The following is a 16463-nucleotide window of genomic DNA, read 5'->3' as shown; positions in this document are numbered from 1 at the left end:
CGTGATCCTAAAACGGGAGAACCCTTCGGTGCGGCGGGAACGACGTCGCTGGTTTCAGCGGCGTAGCCGGACCTGAGTCCGGGGTCGGCCGGATACCAGCCACCATCTCCGGCAGGAATTGTCCGTGTATCGGCACGGGGCTCGGTGAACGGTCACGGCCGCTCACGCGATCCGGCAGAATCGTGGTCGTGACAAGTGCCGACGACCCGCACGCGAACCAAACGGTCGGCGACGCCGCCCGCGGGAACGGTTCGTACCAGCCCTTCGCCCACCTCACGACGGAGCACTCGGCGCTCTACCGTCAGGTCATGGGTGCGTTCGTCCGGGCCAAACAGGAGTTCAGCGTCCACCTGCGGCCGGAGGACGTCCACCTGGGCCTGCCGGCTGAGGGCCGTCCGCCGGTGGAGAGCGTGGCGACGGCGCTGGAGCGGCTCGCCAGGTGGGGGAATCTCCGGGCGGACCCTGACACCGGCAGGGTCACCGCGCTGGAGGACTTCTACCGCTCCCGCTACATCTACCAGTTGACCCGCGAGGGTGAGGCCGCCGAGGAGGCGCTGGCGGCCTACGACGAGGCGCTGGGCCGGCGCGGCGAACTCCAGGCGGTGGCGCTCGCCGACATCGCCGTACAGCTGCGGGCGCTGCTCGCGCTGGTCGGGCAGCCCGTGCCGGATCCGGCGGTGGCGCACCTTGCGCTGCTCGCCCTGGTGGACCGGTTCTCCGGCCTGGCCGAGAACGCGCGGGCGTTCATGAGTTCGCTGCAACGCACGGTCGACCTGCACGATGCCGAGGTCGAGGTGTTCCTCGCCTACAAACAGCGGCTGATCGAGTACCTGGAGCGCTTCATCGAGGACCTGGTCACCCGGGGCGCCGAGATCGCGGGACTGTTGGAGCGCCTGGGGACACCGCACGAGGGCCCGGTCGGCCCGCTGCTGCGGCTGGCCGCCGCACGCGAGGCTTCCGACACGGCTCCGGACGCCGCGGCCGAGGCGCTGACCGCCGCCGAGCGGCGCTGGTACGGGCGCTGGGAGGGACTGCGGGCATGGTTCCTGAGCGTGCCGGGCCGCAGTTCCCAGGCGAAGCTGCTGCGCTCGGCGGCCCGCCAGGCGGTCCCGCAGTTGCTGGGTGTGGTGCAGGCGTTGAACGAGAGAAGGGCCGGTCGGTCGGACCGCTCCGCGGACTTCCGGGAGCTGGCCCGCTGGTTCGCGCAGGCCCCCGACGACCAGGCCCGGCACCGGTTGTGGCGCTCGGCGTTCGGGCTGCACTCGGCCCGGCACCTGACCATCGACCAGGAGGCACTGGCCGCCCGCGAGACCGACCCCGTGCCCGCCTCGGCCTCGTGGTACGACGCGCCGGGTGTACGGATCAGTCCGCAGCTACGCCGTACCGGCTCGTACGAGCGGCGCGGCCGCGCACGGGCCGTCCAGGACCGCGGCGAGGCCAAGGCGTACCTGGCGGAGCTGGCACGCAAGCAAGCCGAGCAGACGGCGGCGGCCAGGGCACGGTTGGCCACCGACGGCGAGGTGCGGCTGAGCGATCTGGGCGAGCTCGATCCGGCGGCCTTCCGGCTGTTCCTGCGACTGCTCGGGGACGCGCTGTCCGCATGGCGGCCCGGTACAGACACGGTCGCCGTCACCACCAACGACGGGACGATGGAGATCAGACTGACCAGGCTGCCGGGCGGCGGCACCGCGGAGGTCCACACCCTCGACGGTGTACTGCGCGGGCCGGAGCACCTCGTAGGGATCACCGACCTGACGGCGGACCGCGAGAGCGCCGGGAGCCCGCGATGACCGACCGGACGACAGGCGGGACGGCCGACAGCCGGCTGGGCGACGCACTCGTCGCGCAGCGGACGGAGGAGGTCCGCCGGGCGGCGCGGGCGCTGCTCCGCAGACCCCTGCTGCGCGCGGGCACCGACGACTTCCGCCTGGTCCGGCAGCACGCCACCGAACTGCGGACCTGGTTCGACCGCAACACCGGATGGGCGTTGCTGGTGGACTCCGAGGTGGCCCGGCTGCGCCGCGTTCCCGGCCGGGACACCGACCCGACCCACCCGGCCCGTGACCAGCGGAGCGGGCTGCCGTTCTCCCGCCGCCGCTACGTACTGGTATGCCTGTGCCTGGCCGTGCTGGAACGCGCCGACCAGCAGATCGCCCTCGGTCGGCTGGCCGAGCAGGTGGTGCTCGCCGCCGCGGACCCGGCTCTGGAGACGGCCGGGGTCGACTTCGCCCTTTCCGACCGCGAGCAGCGCACCGACCTGGTCGCCGTGGTCCGTCTGCTGCTCACCTGGGGCGTGCTGGCCAAGGTCGCCGGCGACGAGGACGCCTTCCTCAAGTCCGCCGGCGACGCGCTATACGACGTGGACCGCCGGGTGCTGGCCGGGCTCCTGATCTCCCGGCGCGGACCGAGCACCGTCCGGGCGGGCGGCTTCGAGGAACGGCTCGCCGAACTCAACACCGAGGCGATGCCGGACAGCGACGAACTGCGCAACCGCGCACTGCGGCACACCCTGACCCGGCGGCTGCTGGACGACCCGGTGCTCTATCTGGACGAGCTGTCGGAGGCCGAGGCCGGCTATCTCTCCTCGCAGCGCGGTGCGTTGACCCGTCGCATCGGCGAACTCACCGGCCTGGTGCCGGAGGTGCGGGCCGAGGGTCTGGCGATGGTAGACCCGGACGACGACCTGACCGACCTGCGGATGCCCGAGCAGGGCACCGAGGGCCATGTCGCCCTGCTGGTCGCTGAGTACCTGGCGGGCAAGGGCGCCACCGTCCCGCTGGCAGAGCTGCACCGCCAGGTGGCCGGCTGGGGGCTCGACCACGCGGGCTTCTGGCGGCGCAGTGCCACCGCCCCCGGCGCCGAGGTGGAGCTGACCGGACAGGCCGTGGAGCGGCTGACGGCGCTCGGCCTGCTGGAGCGCGTGACGGTCGCGGACGGCGCCCCGGCGGTCCGGCCCCGCCCGGCGCTGGACCGCTACCGGGTCGGCGAGACCGTCCTGTTGGAGCCGGGCGGGCGCGCCCCGAAGAAGAGCACAGCGGACCGGACGAAGAGTACGGCAAACCACCGGAAGGCCAGGACCTGATGAGCACCACCGTCTCCATGCCGCTGCCCGTACCGGGCCGTACCCGCTGGCAACCGCTCCGGACCGGCCTGGTCGACCTCTTCTACTACGACGTCGAGGAGTTCCACTTCCGCGACGGCCGTCTGCTGCTGCGCGGCAACAACGGCACCGGGAAGTCCAAGGTGCTCGCCCTCACCCTGCCCTTCCTGCTGGACGGCGACCTGTCCCCGCACCGGGTCGAACCGGACGCCGACCCCAAGAAGCGGATGGAGTGGAACCTGCTGCTCGGCGGCGAGCACCCCCACCCCGAGCGGCTCGGCTACACCTGGATCGAGTTCGGCCGCCTCGACGAGGACGGTACAGCCCGCTACACCACCCTCGGCTGCGGGCTCAAGGCGGTGGCAGGCCGGGGCATCGCACGGCACTGGTACTTCGTCACCGACCGGCGCGTCGGCGCGGACCCGGTCGACGGCGGTCTCAGGCTGCTCGACTCCACCGGCGCCGCGATCGGCCGCGACCGGCTGACCGAGGCGATGGACGGGCGCGGCCTGGTGTACGACTCCGCCCGGACCTATCGGCGCGCGGTGGACGAGGCGCTGTTCGGTCTCGGCGAGCAGCGCTACGCAGCCCTGGTGGACCTGCTGGTGCAGTTGCGCCAGCCGCAGCTGTCCAAGCGGCCGAGCGAGAAGGCCCTCTCCCAGGCGCTCACCGAGTCGCTGCCGCCGATGGACCAGGCTGTGGTCGCCGACGTCGCCGAGGCGTTCCGCTCGCTGGACGAGGAGAAGGAGCAGCTGGCGGTGATGGTCGCGGCCGAACGCGCCGCCACCGCCTTCCTCCAGCACTACCGCCGCTACGCCCAGGTGGCCGCCCGGCGCAAGGCCCGCGCGCCGCGGGCCCAGCATTCCCGGTACGAGTCGCTGCGTGCCGAACTGAACACCGCCGAAGTGGACTTCGAGGCTGCCGGCACCGCCCTGGAGGAGGCCGAGGCCCGGTTGGAGGACCTCGACCGCAGCCGTACCGGCCTGCGGGCCAGGGACGAGGCCCTGCGGGCCGGCCCCGAGATGCGCAGCGCCCGCGAGCTGGAGCAGGCGGCCGAGCTGGCGCAGCGCACCGCGCGGGACGCCGAACGAGCCGAGGCGGACCGCTCCCGGGCCGCCGCCGAGTCAGCCCGGTACGTGGCCCGCCTGGGCGCCGCCCGTTCGCGGGCCGAGGCCGCCGAGCGGGCGCAGGAGACCGGGCTGGCCGGAGCCGCCGCGGCGGCTGCCGAGGCCCGGTTGGACCGGCAGCACCACGACCGGATCACCCGCCCGCTCGCCGAGGGGGACACCCCGGAGGCCGCGGGGCAGGCCGCTGCCGAACTCACCGACCGCCGGCTGCGCTCCGTCGCCCTGGTCGAGGAGCAACTGGCCGCCACCCAGGACGCCGCTCGGGCACTCGACCGGGCACGCGGGCGGTTGGAGGAGGCGGATGCCGAGCTGGCCCGCCGGGCCGACCTGCGGGCCGAGGCCGCGCAGAGCGCGGTTCAGGCCGGTGAGGACCACCTCGCCCGGGTCCGGTCCCATTTCGCCTCCTGCACGCTGCTGCGCCCGGCCGACCCGGAGGGCATGCTGGACGAACTCGCCCAGTGGGTCGAGACACTGGGCGGCCCCGATCCGGCCAGGACCGCGGCCCAGCAGGCCGCCGCCACCACCGGCGGCGAACTCGCCCGCAGCCGGGCCGCCCTCGCACTCGGGCGTGCCGAGACCCGGGAACGGGTCGGCAGCTTGCAAGCCGAGCTGGCCGAGCTGCGCTCCGGCGCCCGACGCGGGCCGAACCCGCCGTACACCCGCTCCGCCGGGGCCCGTCGGGACAGGCCCGGTGCCCCGCTCTGGCGCCTGGTGGACTTTACCGACGACTCCGGTCTGACGGACAGCGTGCGGGCCGGTCTGGAAGCGGCCATGGAGGCGTCCGGGCTGCTCGACGCATGGGTCGGCCCCGACGGGACGGTCGCCTCCGCCGACACCGGGGACACCCTGGTGACCGTCGGCGCACCCGTGGACGGGCCGTCGCTCGCCGCCGTCCTGCACCCCGCCGTCGACCGGGAGGACTCCCCCGCTTCGTCCGTGTCGGACGAAGCGGTGTCCCGGCTGTTGGCCGGGATCGGCCTGCTCGGCCCGGTGGAGGAGCTTCCGCGCAGTGGGAGCTGGATCGCTTCCGACGGCCGTTTCCGGTTCGGCGTGCTCACCGGAGCCTGGTCCAAGCCCGCCGCCGAGTACCTCGGGGAGGGCGCCCGCGAGCAGGCCCGGCGCGCCAGGATCACCGCCATCGAAGCAGAACTCGCCGAATGCGCGGCTCAGCTGGACACCTTGGCAGGCGAGGACGAGGCTCTGGAGGCCGACGAACACCGGCTTGCCGCCGAGCAGGCCGGGATGCCGGACGACTCCGCCCTGCGCGCCGCCCACGCCGCGTCGACGGCAGCCCGCGCCGAACACGCCCGGACCGCCGAACGGCGTCAGGCAGCCGACCAGGAAGCCGCGGACGCCTCCGCCGAGGTGGACCAGGTCGTCGGCGAACTGCACAGCCTCGCCGACGAACTCGCCCTCCCTGTCACCGCCAGGGAGCTGCGCGAGGTACGCGAGGCCGTGAGTGCCTACCGCGAAGCCCTTGCCGCGCTCTGGCCCGCCGTACGCGAGGCACGCGCCGCGCGGTCCGCGCTCGCGGTCGAGGAGGCCGACCACCAACGGGCCGCCGAGCACACCGCAGAGCTGGCCGAGCGTTCCCGCACGGCGGCCCGGGAATCCGTCGCCGCCGTCGAGCGCCACCAGACGCTCCAGTCCACCGTCGGCACGGCCGTCGCCGAACTGCAGCGCCAACTCGCCGACGTGGCAGCGGCCCTGCGGGACACCGACGAGCGCGAGCGGGCCACCCGCCGCGAGCAGAACGCGGCCACCGGCCGCCAGGCCGCCGCCGACGCCCTGCGCACCCGGGTACGCGCCGAGATCGAGGACACCGCCGGCACCCGTGCCGAGGCCATCGACGCGCTGCGCCGCTTCGCCGCCACCGGCCTGCTCACCGTCGCCCTGCCGGATCTCGAACTCTTCGGCGACTCCTGGGCACCCGAACCCGCCGTCCGCCTCGCCCGCGCCGTCGAACGCGAGCTGGAGTCCGTCGACGACTCCGACCCGGCCTGGGAGCGGGTCCAGCGCCGGATCACCGAGGAGCTCAAGGATCTCTCCGACGCCCTGTCCCGGCACGGCCACACAGCGGCGGCCCGGATGCTGGAGGACGGCCTGGTGGTCGACATCCTCTTCCAGGGCCGCGAACGCTCCGTCCCCGAGCTGGCCGGCGCCCTCGCCACCGAGGTCGCCGACCGGCAGCGGCTGCTCTCCGCCCGCGAGCAGGAGATCCTGGAGAACCACCTGGTCACCGAGGTCGCGGGAACCCTCCAGGAACTGGTCGGCGCCGCCGAGCACCAGGTCCTGCGGATGAACGCGGAGCTGAAGGATCGCCCGACCAGCACCGGCATGCTGCTCCGCCTGGTCTGGCGACCGGCCCGCAACGCACCCGGCGGCCTGGCCGCAGCCCGGGACCGCCTGCTGCGCCAGTCGTCCGACGCCTGGACCGCCGCCGATCGGACGGCCCTCGGCGACTTCCTCCAGGCCCAGATCGACCGGGCCCGCACCGACAACCCCGCCGGAACCTGGCTGGAGCACCTCACCACTGCGTTGGACTACCGCTCGTGGCACGAGTTCGGCATCGAGCGGCACCAGCACGGCAAGTGGCAGCCCGCCACGGGACCTGCGTCGGGCGGCGAACGCGTCCTGGCCGTCTCCCTGCCGCTGTTCGCCGCCGCGTCCTCGCACTACGCCTCGGCCGGCAGCCCGCACGCCCCCCGCCTGGTCACCCTGGACGAGGCCTTCGCGGGCGTCGACGACGACTCCCGGGCCAAGTCCCTGGGTCTGCTCGCCGCCTTCGACCTGGACGTGGTGATGACCTCCGAACGCGAGTGGGGCTGCTACCCGCAGGTCCCGGGCCTGGCCATCGCGCAGCTCTCCCGGGTGGACGAGATCGCCGCCGTCCTGGTGACCCGCTGGGAGTGGGACGGGCACCAGCGCACCCGTACACCCGATCCGGCCGTTCCGGCCCAGCGCCAGGTTGGTCCGGGCGAGTGACCGCCGACCTGCCACGTCTGCGCCGCCTGCTCGGCACGCCCGAGACAGCCTGGCTGGTCGACCGGGTCCGTCGACGCCTCGAAGCCGAGCAGCCACTGGACACCACGCTCACCCGCAGCGGCGCCGACGAGGCCGAACGCGCCGCCGTCGCCCGTCTTCTGGGACGCGCTCCCAGGCCCGGACGGTCGCTGTCGGTGCCGCTGCCGGCCGTGGACGGGACACTCCGGGCCAGCGGTGCCTGCCCGGACGGGCTCGCCGCCGCCGTCGTCGCCCTCACCGGGCCGGTCACCTTGCGACAGGAGACCGCCGACGAGCTGAGCCGAGCCTGGGACCACGCCTTCGCCGCCCTGGCGGATGCGGTCGCCGCTCGACCCGAGCTGGCCGACTGGTACCGGGAGCTGCACGCCACCGGTCTGGTCCGCCGCCTCGCCCGCACCCCGGAGGAGGCCGCACCGCTCCTCACCACGCTCGCCCGGATCCTCCCCCGCCTGCCGCTTTCACCTCCGCAGTCCCTCAGCACCTTCGCCGCCAGGGTCACCGGCGACGCCCACGCCCTCGACCACGGGCCGCTCGCCACCCTCACCCTCGACGCCGTCCGCGCCCTCACCGGGGCGCCGGCCGGGCCCGGTGCCGGCCGGCGCCGCGACACCTGGGCCGCCGCCGGGCTCCTCCTGGACGAACTCTCCTCCCAGGCTCTTGTGCTCAACCTGCCCGGCGACGACCACACCGCCACCGGCCGCGCGCTGACCGCCCTGGCGGCCGTCGGCCAGCCCGCCGTGCTGACCCTCCGCCAGCTCCTCGGGGACGCTCCGCAACCGCCGCGCGGCGGGGTGGCGTACGTCTGCGAGAACCCCGCCGTCATGCTCGCCGCCGCTGATCTGCTGGGCGCTCGCTGCCCGCCCCTGGTCTGCCTCCAGGGCCAGCCCAGCACCGCCGCCCTGCGCCTGCTCCGCCTCTACGCCGACGCCGGCTGGACCTTGCAGTACCACGGCGACTTCGACTGGGGCGGCGTCCGCATCGCAACCCGCCTGCTGTCCCACGTCCCGTGGACCCCGTGGCGGTACACCGCCGACGACTACCGGGCGGCCCTCACTGCCCACCCGCACACCGGGCCCCTGGCCGGCAGCGCTGCCGAGACCCCGTGGGACCCCGGTCTCGCGGCTGAACTCAGTCGAGCCGGCCGCCGGATCGAGGAGGAACTGGTGCTCACCGCCCTCCTCGACGACCTGGGACACCTCGCGCCCTGAGGGCGACTGACCCAGGCGTGGCGGACCGTAGTGAGGGCGCCGACGATGCCGTCATCCGGTCTTACTCGGAGATCTCACGTAGAGCCGGCGGCGTCCGGCGTAACCTGCCTTCATGGCAGAGAGCAAGGTCAAGAAGGCCGCGCCGGCGGCGAAGGCGGCAGCCGCGAAGCCGACGGTGAAGCCGCGGAAGCCGGAGTCGCGGGTGGCGATGGTGCGGCGGGCGCGGAAGATCAACCGGGCGTTGGCGGAGCTGTATCCGTACGCGCATCCGGAGCTGGACTTCGAGTCGCCGTTCGAGCTGGTGGTCGCCACCGTTCTGTCGGCGCAGACGACGGACCTGCGGGTGAACCAGACGACGCCGGCGTTGTTCGCGAAGTACCCGACGGCGGAGGACATGGCGGCAGCCGTGCCGGAGGAGCTGGAGGAGATCATCCGGCCGACCGGGTTCTTCCGGAACAAGGCGAAGTCGCTGATCGGCCTGTCCATCAAGCTCAGGGACGACTTCGGCGGCGAGGTGCCGAAGACCCTGGAGGAGATGGTCACTCTGCCTGGCGTGGGCCGTAAGACGGCCAACGTCGTCCTTGGAAACGCACGTGATCCTCAAACGGGAGAACCCTTCGGGGTGCCGGGGATCACGGTGGACACCCACTTCGGGCGGCTGGCCCGGCGGTTCGGGTGGACGGCGGAGGAGGACCCGGTGCTGGTCGAGGCCGCGGTCGCGGAGATCTTCCCGAAGTCGGAGTGGACGATGCTCTCGCACCGGGTGGTCTTCCACGGCCGCCGGATCTGCCACTCCCGCAAGCCGGCCTGCGGAGCGTGCCCGATCGCGCCGCTCTGCCCGTCGTACGGGGAGGGCGAGACCGATCCCGAGAAGGCCCGCAAGCTGCTGAAGTACGAGAAGGGCGGCCAGCCCGGCCAGCGCCTCAAGCCGCCGGCGGACTACCCCGGCCGGCCTGCGGCCCCGGCCCCCGCCCCGGCTGCGCAGTCGTAGTGAGCACGACGGAGAGGGACGGCCTGGTGACGACAAGCAGCGGCGCGGTGGACCTGCCGGCCCACGACGGGTTGCCCGCCTGGCTGCTGCCGGTGCGGGCGGCTGCCGAGACGGTCCGGCCGGAGCAGCTCAGCCGGTTCCTGCCGCCGGCCGAGGGCGGGCGGCACTCGGCCGTCCTGTTGCTCTTCGGCGAGGGGGCCGGGGGGCCCGACCTGCTGCTGATCGAGCGCTCCAGCTCACTGCGCGCGCACGCCGGCCAGGTCTCGTTCCCCGGCGGTGCGCTGGACGCGGGTGACGGTGACCCGCAGGGCGCCGGCCCGGTCGCTGCGGCGCTGCGCGAGGCGGCGGAGGAGACCGGGCTCGACCCGGCGGGCGTCCAGGTCTTCGCGACGCTGCCCGCGCTCTACATCCCGGTCAGCGACTTCGTGGTGACCCCGGTGCTGGGCTGGTGGCGCCGGGAGAGCCCGGTGGCGCCGGTGGATCCGGGCGAGACGGGCGCGGTCTTCCGGGTCCCGCTCGCCGAGCTCACCGACCCGGCGCGCCGCGGCCGCTACCGGCACCCGTCGGGCTTCAGCGGTCCGGCCTTCGAGGTGGCCGACCGGGTGGTCTGGGGCTTCACGGCCGGGGTCATCGACCGGGTCCTGCACCTGAGCGGGCTGGAGCTCCCCTGGGACAGCTCCCGCTCGGTCGACCTGGCTGACCACTGACCGACCGCTGACCGACCACCGACCGAGCGCTGCGGACCGCTGACCGGGCGGGTACGTACGGGTCGCGCGCATGGCCGGGCGGGACCGGGGGCAGGACCGGGTTGGTAGGTCCGGTGCCGGGCCGCACCACGTCCATGGGAGGGTGGCTGCGTGAACGTGCTGGATCTGCTGCTGCTCGCCGCCGCGATCGGATTCGCCGTGTCGGGCTACCGGCAGGGCTTCGTCGTCGGCATCCTCTCCGTCCTGGGCTTCCTCGGCGGCGGGCTCATCGCTGTCGAACTGCTGCCGCTGGTGCTCCGCCACCTCAGCCCGGGGACCACCGCCTCGGTGGTGGCGATCGTCGTGGTGATCGTCTTCGCGGCGATCGGGCAGGCGGCCACGACCCAGCTCGGCTGGAAGCTGCGCGGGCGGATCGGCGGCAGTCCGGCAAAGGCACTGGACGCCTTCGGCGGCTCGGTGGTGAACGTCCTGTCGATGCTGCTGGTCGCCTGGCTGATCGGCTCGGCGCTCGCGGGCACCTCGATGCCGACGGTCTCCAAGCAGGTCAGGACGTCGCGGGTGCTCAGCGGGGTGCAGGACGCGCTGCCCTCGGACGCGCCCAACTGGTTCGCCGACTTCAGCAAGGTGCTGTCCCGCAACGGCTTCCCGCAGGTCTTCAACCCCTTCGAGCACGAGCCGATCACCGAGGTGGAGCCGCCGGATCCGGCGCTGGCCGGCAGCCCGGCGCTGGCCAAGGCCCGGCTGAGCCTGGTCAAGGTGGTCGGCACCGCGACCTCCTGCGGCAAGACGCTGGAGGGCAGTGGGTTCGTCTTCGCCCCGCACCGGGTGATGACCAACGCCCACGTGGTGGGCGGGGTGGACGAGCCGACGGTCCAGATCGGCGGCACCGGCCCGCTCTACGACGCCACCGTGGTGCGCTACGACTGGCAGCGCGACATCGCGATCCTGGATGTGCCGAAGCTGACCGCGCCCCCGCTGGCCTTCGCGGGGGACGCGCGGACGAACGACAGCGCGATCGTGGCCGGCTTCCCGGAGAACGGTCCGTTCAATGTGCAGCCCGCCCGGATCCGCGGCGAGATCCAGGCCAACGGACCGGACATCTACCACCGCGGCCAGGTGGTCCGGGACGTCTACTCGGTCCGCTCGGAGGTCCGCCAGGGCAACAGCGGCGGTCCGCTGCTGACGCCGGACGGGCTGGTGTACGGGGTGGTCTTCGCGAAGTCGCTGGACAGCGCGGACACCGGCTACGCGCTGACCGCGGCCGAGGTCAAGCCGGACGCGACGGCGGGCGCCACGGCCACCGGGCAGGTGGACACCCAGGGTTGCGCACTGTAGCCGGTCGTGTCGTCGGCCGGTGGTGACGGTGTGTCGGTCCGGTATCAGGCGGTCCGTCAGTTCCTCCTGATAGCGTCGGCGGCGCTCACCCGTTCGGCTCAACAGAGCCGCCGCGGGCGCCCCGAACTGGAGGTCACCAAACGTCATGATGGGTCACTCGCACGCGGTCAGCGGCGCTTTGCTTTACGCGGGTTCCGCGCCCTTTCTGCCGCCGCTGCTGCTGCACACCCACCTGAAGCCGGCTGACATCCTGCTCGGCACCGTGCTCTGCGCCGGCGCCGCGCTGCTGCCCGACCTGGATCACCACGACGGCACGATCGCCAACTTCCTCGGTCCGGTCTCGAAGCTGCTCTGCCGCTTCGTCGCCTGGGCCTCCGGTGGTCACCGGCACGCCACCCACTCGTTCTTCTTCGTCGCGCTGATGGGTGCGGGCACCTGGGCCGGCGTGACCTACCTCGGCCGGTACTTCACGCTGGGCATGACGTTCTTCCTGCTGGCCCTGGCGGTCAAGGCGCTACGGCTCCACGTACCCGGCCATGGGCACACCAGCTGGCTGACCGTCATCGGGCTCGCGGTGGCGGGCACGGTGGTGATGGACCGGTGGATGCCGAACGCGCCGGGGTGGCTGCCGTACGCGGTCGCCCTCGGCACCCTCGCCCACCTGATGGGCGACTGCCTCACCAAGATGGGTGCGCCGCTGCTCTGGCCGCACAAGCAGCGCTACGAGATCGTGCTGATCAAGCGGACCGGCAACGACGTGGAGACCAAGGTGCTGGTCCCGATCATGGGTGTGGCGACCGTCGCCCTGCTCTGGTTCACGGCGGTGCAGCCGGGGATAGTCGGCTGACACCACCGTGATGGCTACTGGCGGCGCGGGGCTCAGGCCTCGCGCCGCAGTCGTGCGCCGACCCAGCGGGCGCGCCGACCGAGGATGCGGGGGATGCCCAGTGGGTGCGGCTCGGTGTGCGACTGCGGTGAGCCCTGCGGTCGCTCTGGCTGGTGCGGAGGAGTCAACGGGGTGCGGCTGAGGCGCCGTCCGCGGGGCGCGGCGGTGCGATCGGGCGTCCAGGTCATGAACAATGGATGCCCGTGCGCCCGTGGGGGTAACCACCCGGTTCCGGGCGAAATGGCCCATGCCAGAGTCATGTGAACATCTGCTCGGACAAGCCGAGTTGACGATCAGCCGGTTATCCGCCCCCATACCGCCTGCGGCTACCGCGTGCGCCTACCGCCTGTTCCTACCGCTTGTGCTCCCGCACCCAGTTGATCAGCTCCGCGTTGAACTCCTCCGGAGCTTCCTCGTGCGGGAAGTGCCCGACGCCCGGCAGCAGCCGCCAGCGGTACGGCGCCTGCACGTACTCGCCCGAGCCGAGCGCGGTGTGCGCGAGCAGCACCGGATCGGCCGCGCCCTGGATGTGCAGGGTGGGCGCGGTGACCGGCTTCTTCATCCGGCGTACGAACTGGATGCCGTCCGGTCGTGCCATCGAGCGCACCAGCCAGCGGTACGGCTCGATCGAGCAGTGGGCGGTGCTGGGGATCCGCATCGCGTTGCGGTAGTTGTCGACCGCCTCGTCGTCCAGCATGTTCGGCCCGGTCCAGTCGGTCAGATAGCCGCCGATCTGCGCGGCGTCGTCCGCGACCAGGCGGCGCTCGGGTATCCAGGGGCGCTGGAAGCCCAGCACGTGGTCGAAGGCCGCCATCTGCTTGCGATCCTGCAGCAGCCCCCGGCGCAGTCGGCGGGGGTGCGCGGCGGAGACCACCGTCAGGCTCTGGATCACCGACGGGCGCATCACGGCGGCCACCCAGGAGAGCGAGCCGCCGGTGTCATGGCCGACCAGGTGGGCGCTGTGCTCGCCCAGCGAGCGGATCACGCCGGTGATGTCGAGCGCGAGGTTGGTGGGGTCGTAGCCGCGCGGCGTGCGGTCGCTGCCGCCCATGCCGCGCAGATCCAGCGCGACGGCGCGGTAGCCCGCCGCCGCCAGCGCAGCCATCTGGTGCCGCCAGGCCCACCAGTACTGCGGCCAGCCGTGCACCAGCAGCACCAGTGGGCCGCTGCCCTGCTCGGCGATGTGGAACCGCGCGCCGTTGGCCGCCAGGTCGCGGTGCAGCCACGGTCCGGGCATCCGGACGTTCCAGCCGATCGCCCGGTCGGTGCGCGGCGCCGCGGCGGTGCCGTCGGCGGCCGCGCTGCTCTGCTGGGCGGGGCCCGCACCCGGGCCGGTCTGCTGGGCGGGGCCCGGATCGGCGCTCAGGCCGGCCGGCGTGGGCGGTTCGGGCTTCTGGTCGAGCGGCATACCGAGAGCGTTTCACATTCGCGCCGAGAACACGGCCACGGCACTCGTTCGGGCTAGAGAAGATCCGGTTCGTGTGCGCCGGATCACGGCGGTTCGCCGCGCCGCGGAGGCCGCAGACGGCAGGTCAGCGCTCCAGTGCCGCCAGCTCGGCCGCGGTGGCCGGGCGCGGGCGGGCGTTCTTCAGGACGTCGGCGGTCGCCTGCGCGCCCTCGATGGTGCGGTGCGGCGGCTCGATCTTCTTGAACGACCTGACCGCCAGCCAGGCGAGCAGCGCCCCGAGCACCACATACAGGCCGCCCACCACGGCGAAGGCGCAGCCGAGCGGGATCGCCAGCAGCCAGCGCAGCAGGTAGGCCAGCGCGAAGCTGAACATCGGCAACGAGGCCAGCATGAAGACACCGGCCACGATGCCCGAGACGCTGCCGGACACCCCGCGCTTGACGTCCTGTCGGATCTCGGCCTTTGCGAGTGCGATCTCGTCGTGCACCAGGGCCGACAGGTCGGCGGTGGCCGCGGCGAACAGCTGCCCTACCGACCGCTCGCCTTCATAGGGCACGCGGGAGCTTCCGGTCGGGCCTGCGGTTCCTGCGGACATCTGGTCTTCTCCTCTGCTGAGATTTCGGACAGCTCAGATCATGCCTCTACCGGCCAGTCGGGCACCACTTCGGCCCGCCCGCAAGCGACGACGTGTCACCCGAGGGCCATGGCTAAGCCCGTCCCGGCTGGGGCTGCTGGGGCGGGTGCGGTACGTCCTGCTGGTAGACATCGGGGATCCCGTCGCCGTCGCTGTCCCGGTCCTCCTCCTCGCACAGCTGGCGGTAGTGCCGGTTGCGCAGCTTGAGCAGGACGGTCGCCACCACGGCGCAGAGCAGCGAACCGATCAGCACGGCGGCCTTCGCCCGGTCGGCGAGTACCAGGTCGTGCGGGAAGGCGAGTTCGCTGATCAGCAGCGACACGGTGAAGCCGATGCCCGCCACGGTGGAGACCGCGAACAGGTCGGCCCAGCTGAGTTGCGGGTTGAGCTCCGCCCGGGTGAACCGGGCGGCCAGCCAGGTGCCGCCGAAGATGCCGAGCGTCTTGCCGACCAGCAGCCCGAGCACGATGCCAAGCGGCATCGCCTGGGTGAACACGTCGTGGATCGCCGAGAGCGAGATCGTCACCCCGGCGGCGAAGAGGGCGAAGATCGGCACCGCCACCCCGGCGGAGAGCGGCCGGACCAGGTGCTCGATGTGCTCGCCGGGGGATTGCTCCTCGCCCTCCTCCCGGTGGCACCGCAGCAGCAGCCCCATCGCCACGCCCGCCACCGTCGCGTGCACGCCGCTCTCGTGCATCAGGGCCCAGATGACGAACGCCAGCGGGACGAAGAGGTACCAGCCGTGCACCCCGCGCCGGTGCAGGAGCCAGAACAGCACCAGCCCGGCCAGCGAGAGCCCGAGCGCCCAGAACTTGATCCCGGAGCTGTAGAAGACCGCGATGATCAGGATCGCGATAAGGTCGTCCACCACCGCCAGGGTCAGCAGGAAGGCCCGTAGTGCGGACGGCAGATGACTGCCCACCACGGCCAGCACGCCGAGCGCGAAGGCGATGTCGGTGGCGGTCGGGATGGCCCAGCCGCCCGGGTGTCCGCCGGACCCGCTGTTGGCCACCGCGAACACGATCGCCGGCAGCGCGACGCCGCTGACCGCCGCGACGACCGGCAGCGCGGCGGCACTTGGGTTGCGCAGCTCGCCGGCCACGAACTCGCGCTTGAGCTCGATGCCCGCGACGAAGAAGAAGATGGAGAGCAGGCCGTCATTGGCCCAGGTCTCCAGTGAGAGGTTCAGGTGCAGCGCGGACGGCCCGATGGTGTGGTCGAGCACGCTCTCGTAGGCGTGCGGCCAGCTGTTGGCCCAGATGAGTGCTGTCACGGCGGCGATCAGCAGCAGGATGCCGCCGACGGTCTCGGTGCGCAGCGCGTCCGCCAGGTACCGGCTCTCGGGAAGTGGGAGCCTGCCGAGGAACTGGCGGCGCTGGGTCGACGGTTCGGCGGGCGGCGGGCTGGCCACGCGGGGACCTCCTGGGCACGGGAACGGCATGCGGATACACCTGTGGTGCAGTGCCGACCAGACTTCCCGGCGCGCCTCGGAGAATGTCGCAAGTCTTGTCGCGACGTTGACAGTCTACGGGGCATCGACAGTCGATATCCGGTTTGTCGCATTTTATGGGTATTGCTCTCGACCTGCCTCGCCGACTTGCCCGCCGACCGCACGGGGAGCAGCCGGGCCCGGCGCCGCTTTTCCTGCCGACTGCCCTCTCCCCGAACGGCGTTGAGCACATGCGGTGCGTCGCAGTCGAACTTATCGTCGTGTCAGCGGGCCGGCCGACGTAGGCGGCCCTCTCGACTTGACGCGTAGGCACCCCATGCCCGTTCAGGAACCGGCCGACTCGGCCGGGCCCGTGGCGGCGGAACCGGCCGACCGGTCCGCAGCTCCCTTCCCGATAGCGGGAGGTGGTGACGGTGCGCAGGGCGCGCCGCCCCTGTTACCGCCCCGGCGAACCCCGCCCGCCCCGAACCCCCGCCGGATACCGGCCTTGACCCTTCCCGCCGGCCCCCGCACCGGCCCGGACCCGCTCCTCCTCGAACGCCGCCTGCGCCCGCTCTTCCAGGGACTTCCGCCGAACAGCGGCGTCGCCGTCG

Annotated in this window: 11 protein-coding genes; 8 read left to right on the top strand and 3 right to left on the bottom strand. The window is 73.0% G+C overall.

Translation table 11 applies throughout. From position 1 onward, the window contains the following. Positions 1–188 precede the first annotated feature (188 nt). The 8 genes from P3T34_RS18565 to P3T34_RS18530 all read left to right on the top strand — a co-directional run bounded on the left by P3T34_RS18565 (position 189) and on the right by P3T34_RS18530 (position 12339). Entirely contained in the window at positions 189–1790 is a 1602-nt protein-coding gene (locus P3T34_RS18565) for a TIGR02677 family protein (RefSeq protein WP_280667152.1), read from the top strand. Then, on the top strand, positions 1787–3082 hold the full coding sequence (locus tag P3T34_RS18560) for a TIGR02678 family protein (protein WP_280667151.1): 1296 nt from the start codon (positions 1787–1789) through the stop codon (positions 3080–3082). Before P3T34_RS18565 ends, P3T34_RS18560 begins: the two co-directional genes overlap by 4 nt. Then, entirely contained in the window at positions 3082–7212 is a 4131-nt protein-coding gene (locus P3T34_RS18555; protein WP_280667150.1) for a TIGR02680 family protein, read from the top strand. Before P3T34_RS18560 ends, P3T34_RS18555 begins: the two co-directional genes overlap by 1 nt. Continuing rightward, positions 7209–8459 carry a TIGR02679 family protein gene (locus P3T34_RS18550; RefSeq protein ID WP_280667149.1) on the top strand — a complete coding sequence of 417 codons (1251 nt, stop codon included), beginning with the start codon at positions 7209–7211 and terminating at the stop codon, positions 8457–8459. The genes P3T34_RS18555 and P3T34_RS18550 overlap by 4 nt, the downstream gene beginning before the upstream one ends. A gap of 112 nt (positions 8460–8571) precedes the next feature. Further along, positions 8572–9450 (top strand): endonuclease III, encoded by an 879-nt coding sequence (nth, locus tag P3T34_RS18545; RefSeq protein ID WP_280667148.1) that lies wholly within the window; start codon positions 8572–8574, stop codon positions 9448–9450. 23 nt (positions 9451–9473) lie between these two features. Further along, a complete protein-coding gene (locus P3T34_RS18540; RefSeq protein ID WP_280672213.1) occupies positions 9474–10157 on the top strand; it encodes a CoA pyrophosphatase in 684 nt (227 codons plus the stop codon). A 150-nt stretch (positions 10158–10307) separates the two neighbouring features. Then, complete coding sequence (locus P3T34_RS18535; protein WP_280667147.1) at positions 10308–11492, top strand: MarP family serine protease; 1185 nt, start codon at positions 10308–10310, stop codon at positions 11490–11492. A gap of 145 nt (positions 11493–11637) precedes the next feature. After that, positions 11638–12339, top strand: coding sequence for a metal-dependent hydrolase (locus tag P3T34_RS18530; protein WP_280667146.1), 702 nt, complete (start codon positions 11638–11640; stop codon positions 12337–12339). A gap of 391 nt (positions 12340–12730) precedes the next feature. On the opposite strand, the gene P3T34_RS18525 is transcribed toward P3T34_RS18530, so the two are convergent. The 3 genes from P3T34_RS18525 to nhaA all read right to left on the bottom strand — a co-directional run bounded on the left by P3T34_RS18525 (position 12731) and on the right by nhaA (position 15831). After that, complete coding sequence (locus P3T34_RS18525; RefSeq protein ID WP_280672211.1) at positions 12731–13615, bottom strand: alpha/beta hydrolase; 885 nt, start codon at positions 13613–13615, stop codon at positions 12731–12733. A gap of 295 nt (positions 13616–13910) precedes the next feature. Next, a complete protein-coding gene (locus tag P3T34_RS18520; protein ID WP_280667145.1) occupies positions 13911–14381 on the bottom strand; it encodes a phage holin family protein in 471 nt (156 codons plus the stop codon). 112 nt (positions 14382–14493) lie between these two features. Beyond that, the gene (gene nhaA, locus P3T34_RS18515; RefSeq protein ID WP_280667144.1) at positions 14494–15831 is read right to left on the bottom strand and encodes a Na+/H+ antiporter NhaA; all 1338 of its coding nucleotides are present in this window, start codon (positions 15829–15831) and stop codon (positions 14494–14496) included. Between the last annotated feature and the right edge of the window lie 632 nt (positions 15832–16463).

The organism is Kitasatospora sp. MAP12-44, from assembly GCF_029892095.1.
GTDB lineage: Bacteria > Actinomycetota > Actinomycetes > Streptomycetales > Streptomycetaceae > Kitasatospora.
Note: the sequence above shows the minus strand (reverse complement) of the source record. Positions and strands in the feature narration are given on the sequence as shown.

What these genes read in the sequence shown, in the direction of transcription:
- P3T34_RS18525 (WP_280672211.1), bottom strand. Translation starts at nt 13,615, where the DNA reads ATGCCCGGACCGTGGCTGCACCGCGACCTGGCGGCCAACGGCGCGCGG.
- P3T34_RS18560 (WP_280667151.1), top strand. Translation starts at nt 1,787, where the DNA reads ATGACCGACCGGACGACAGGCGGGACGGCCGACAGCCGGCTGGGCGAC.
- P3T34_RS18555 (WP_280667150.1), top strand. Translation starts at nt 3,082, where the DNA reads ATGAGCACCACCGTCTCCATGCCGCTGCCCGTACCGGGCCGTACCCGC.
- nth (WP_280667148.1), top strand. Translation starts at nt 8,572, where the DNA reads ATGGCAGAGAGCAAGGTCAAGAAGGCCGCGCCGGCGGCGAAGGCGGCA.
- P3T34_RS18520 (WP_280667145.1), bottom strand. Translation starts at nt 14,381, where the DNA reads ATGTCCGCAGGAACCGCAGGCCCGACCGGAAGCTCCCGCGTGCCCTAT.
- P3T34_RS18530 (WP_280667146.1), top strand. Translation starts at nt 11,638, where the DNA reads ATGATGGGTCACTCGCACGCGGTCAGCGGCGCTTTGCTTTACGCGGGT.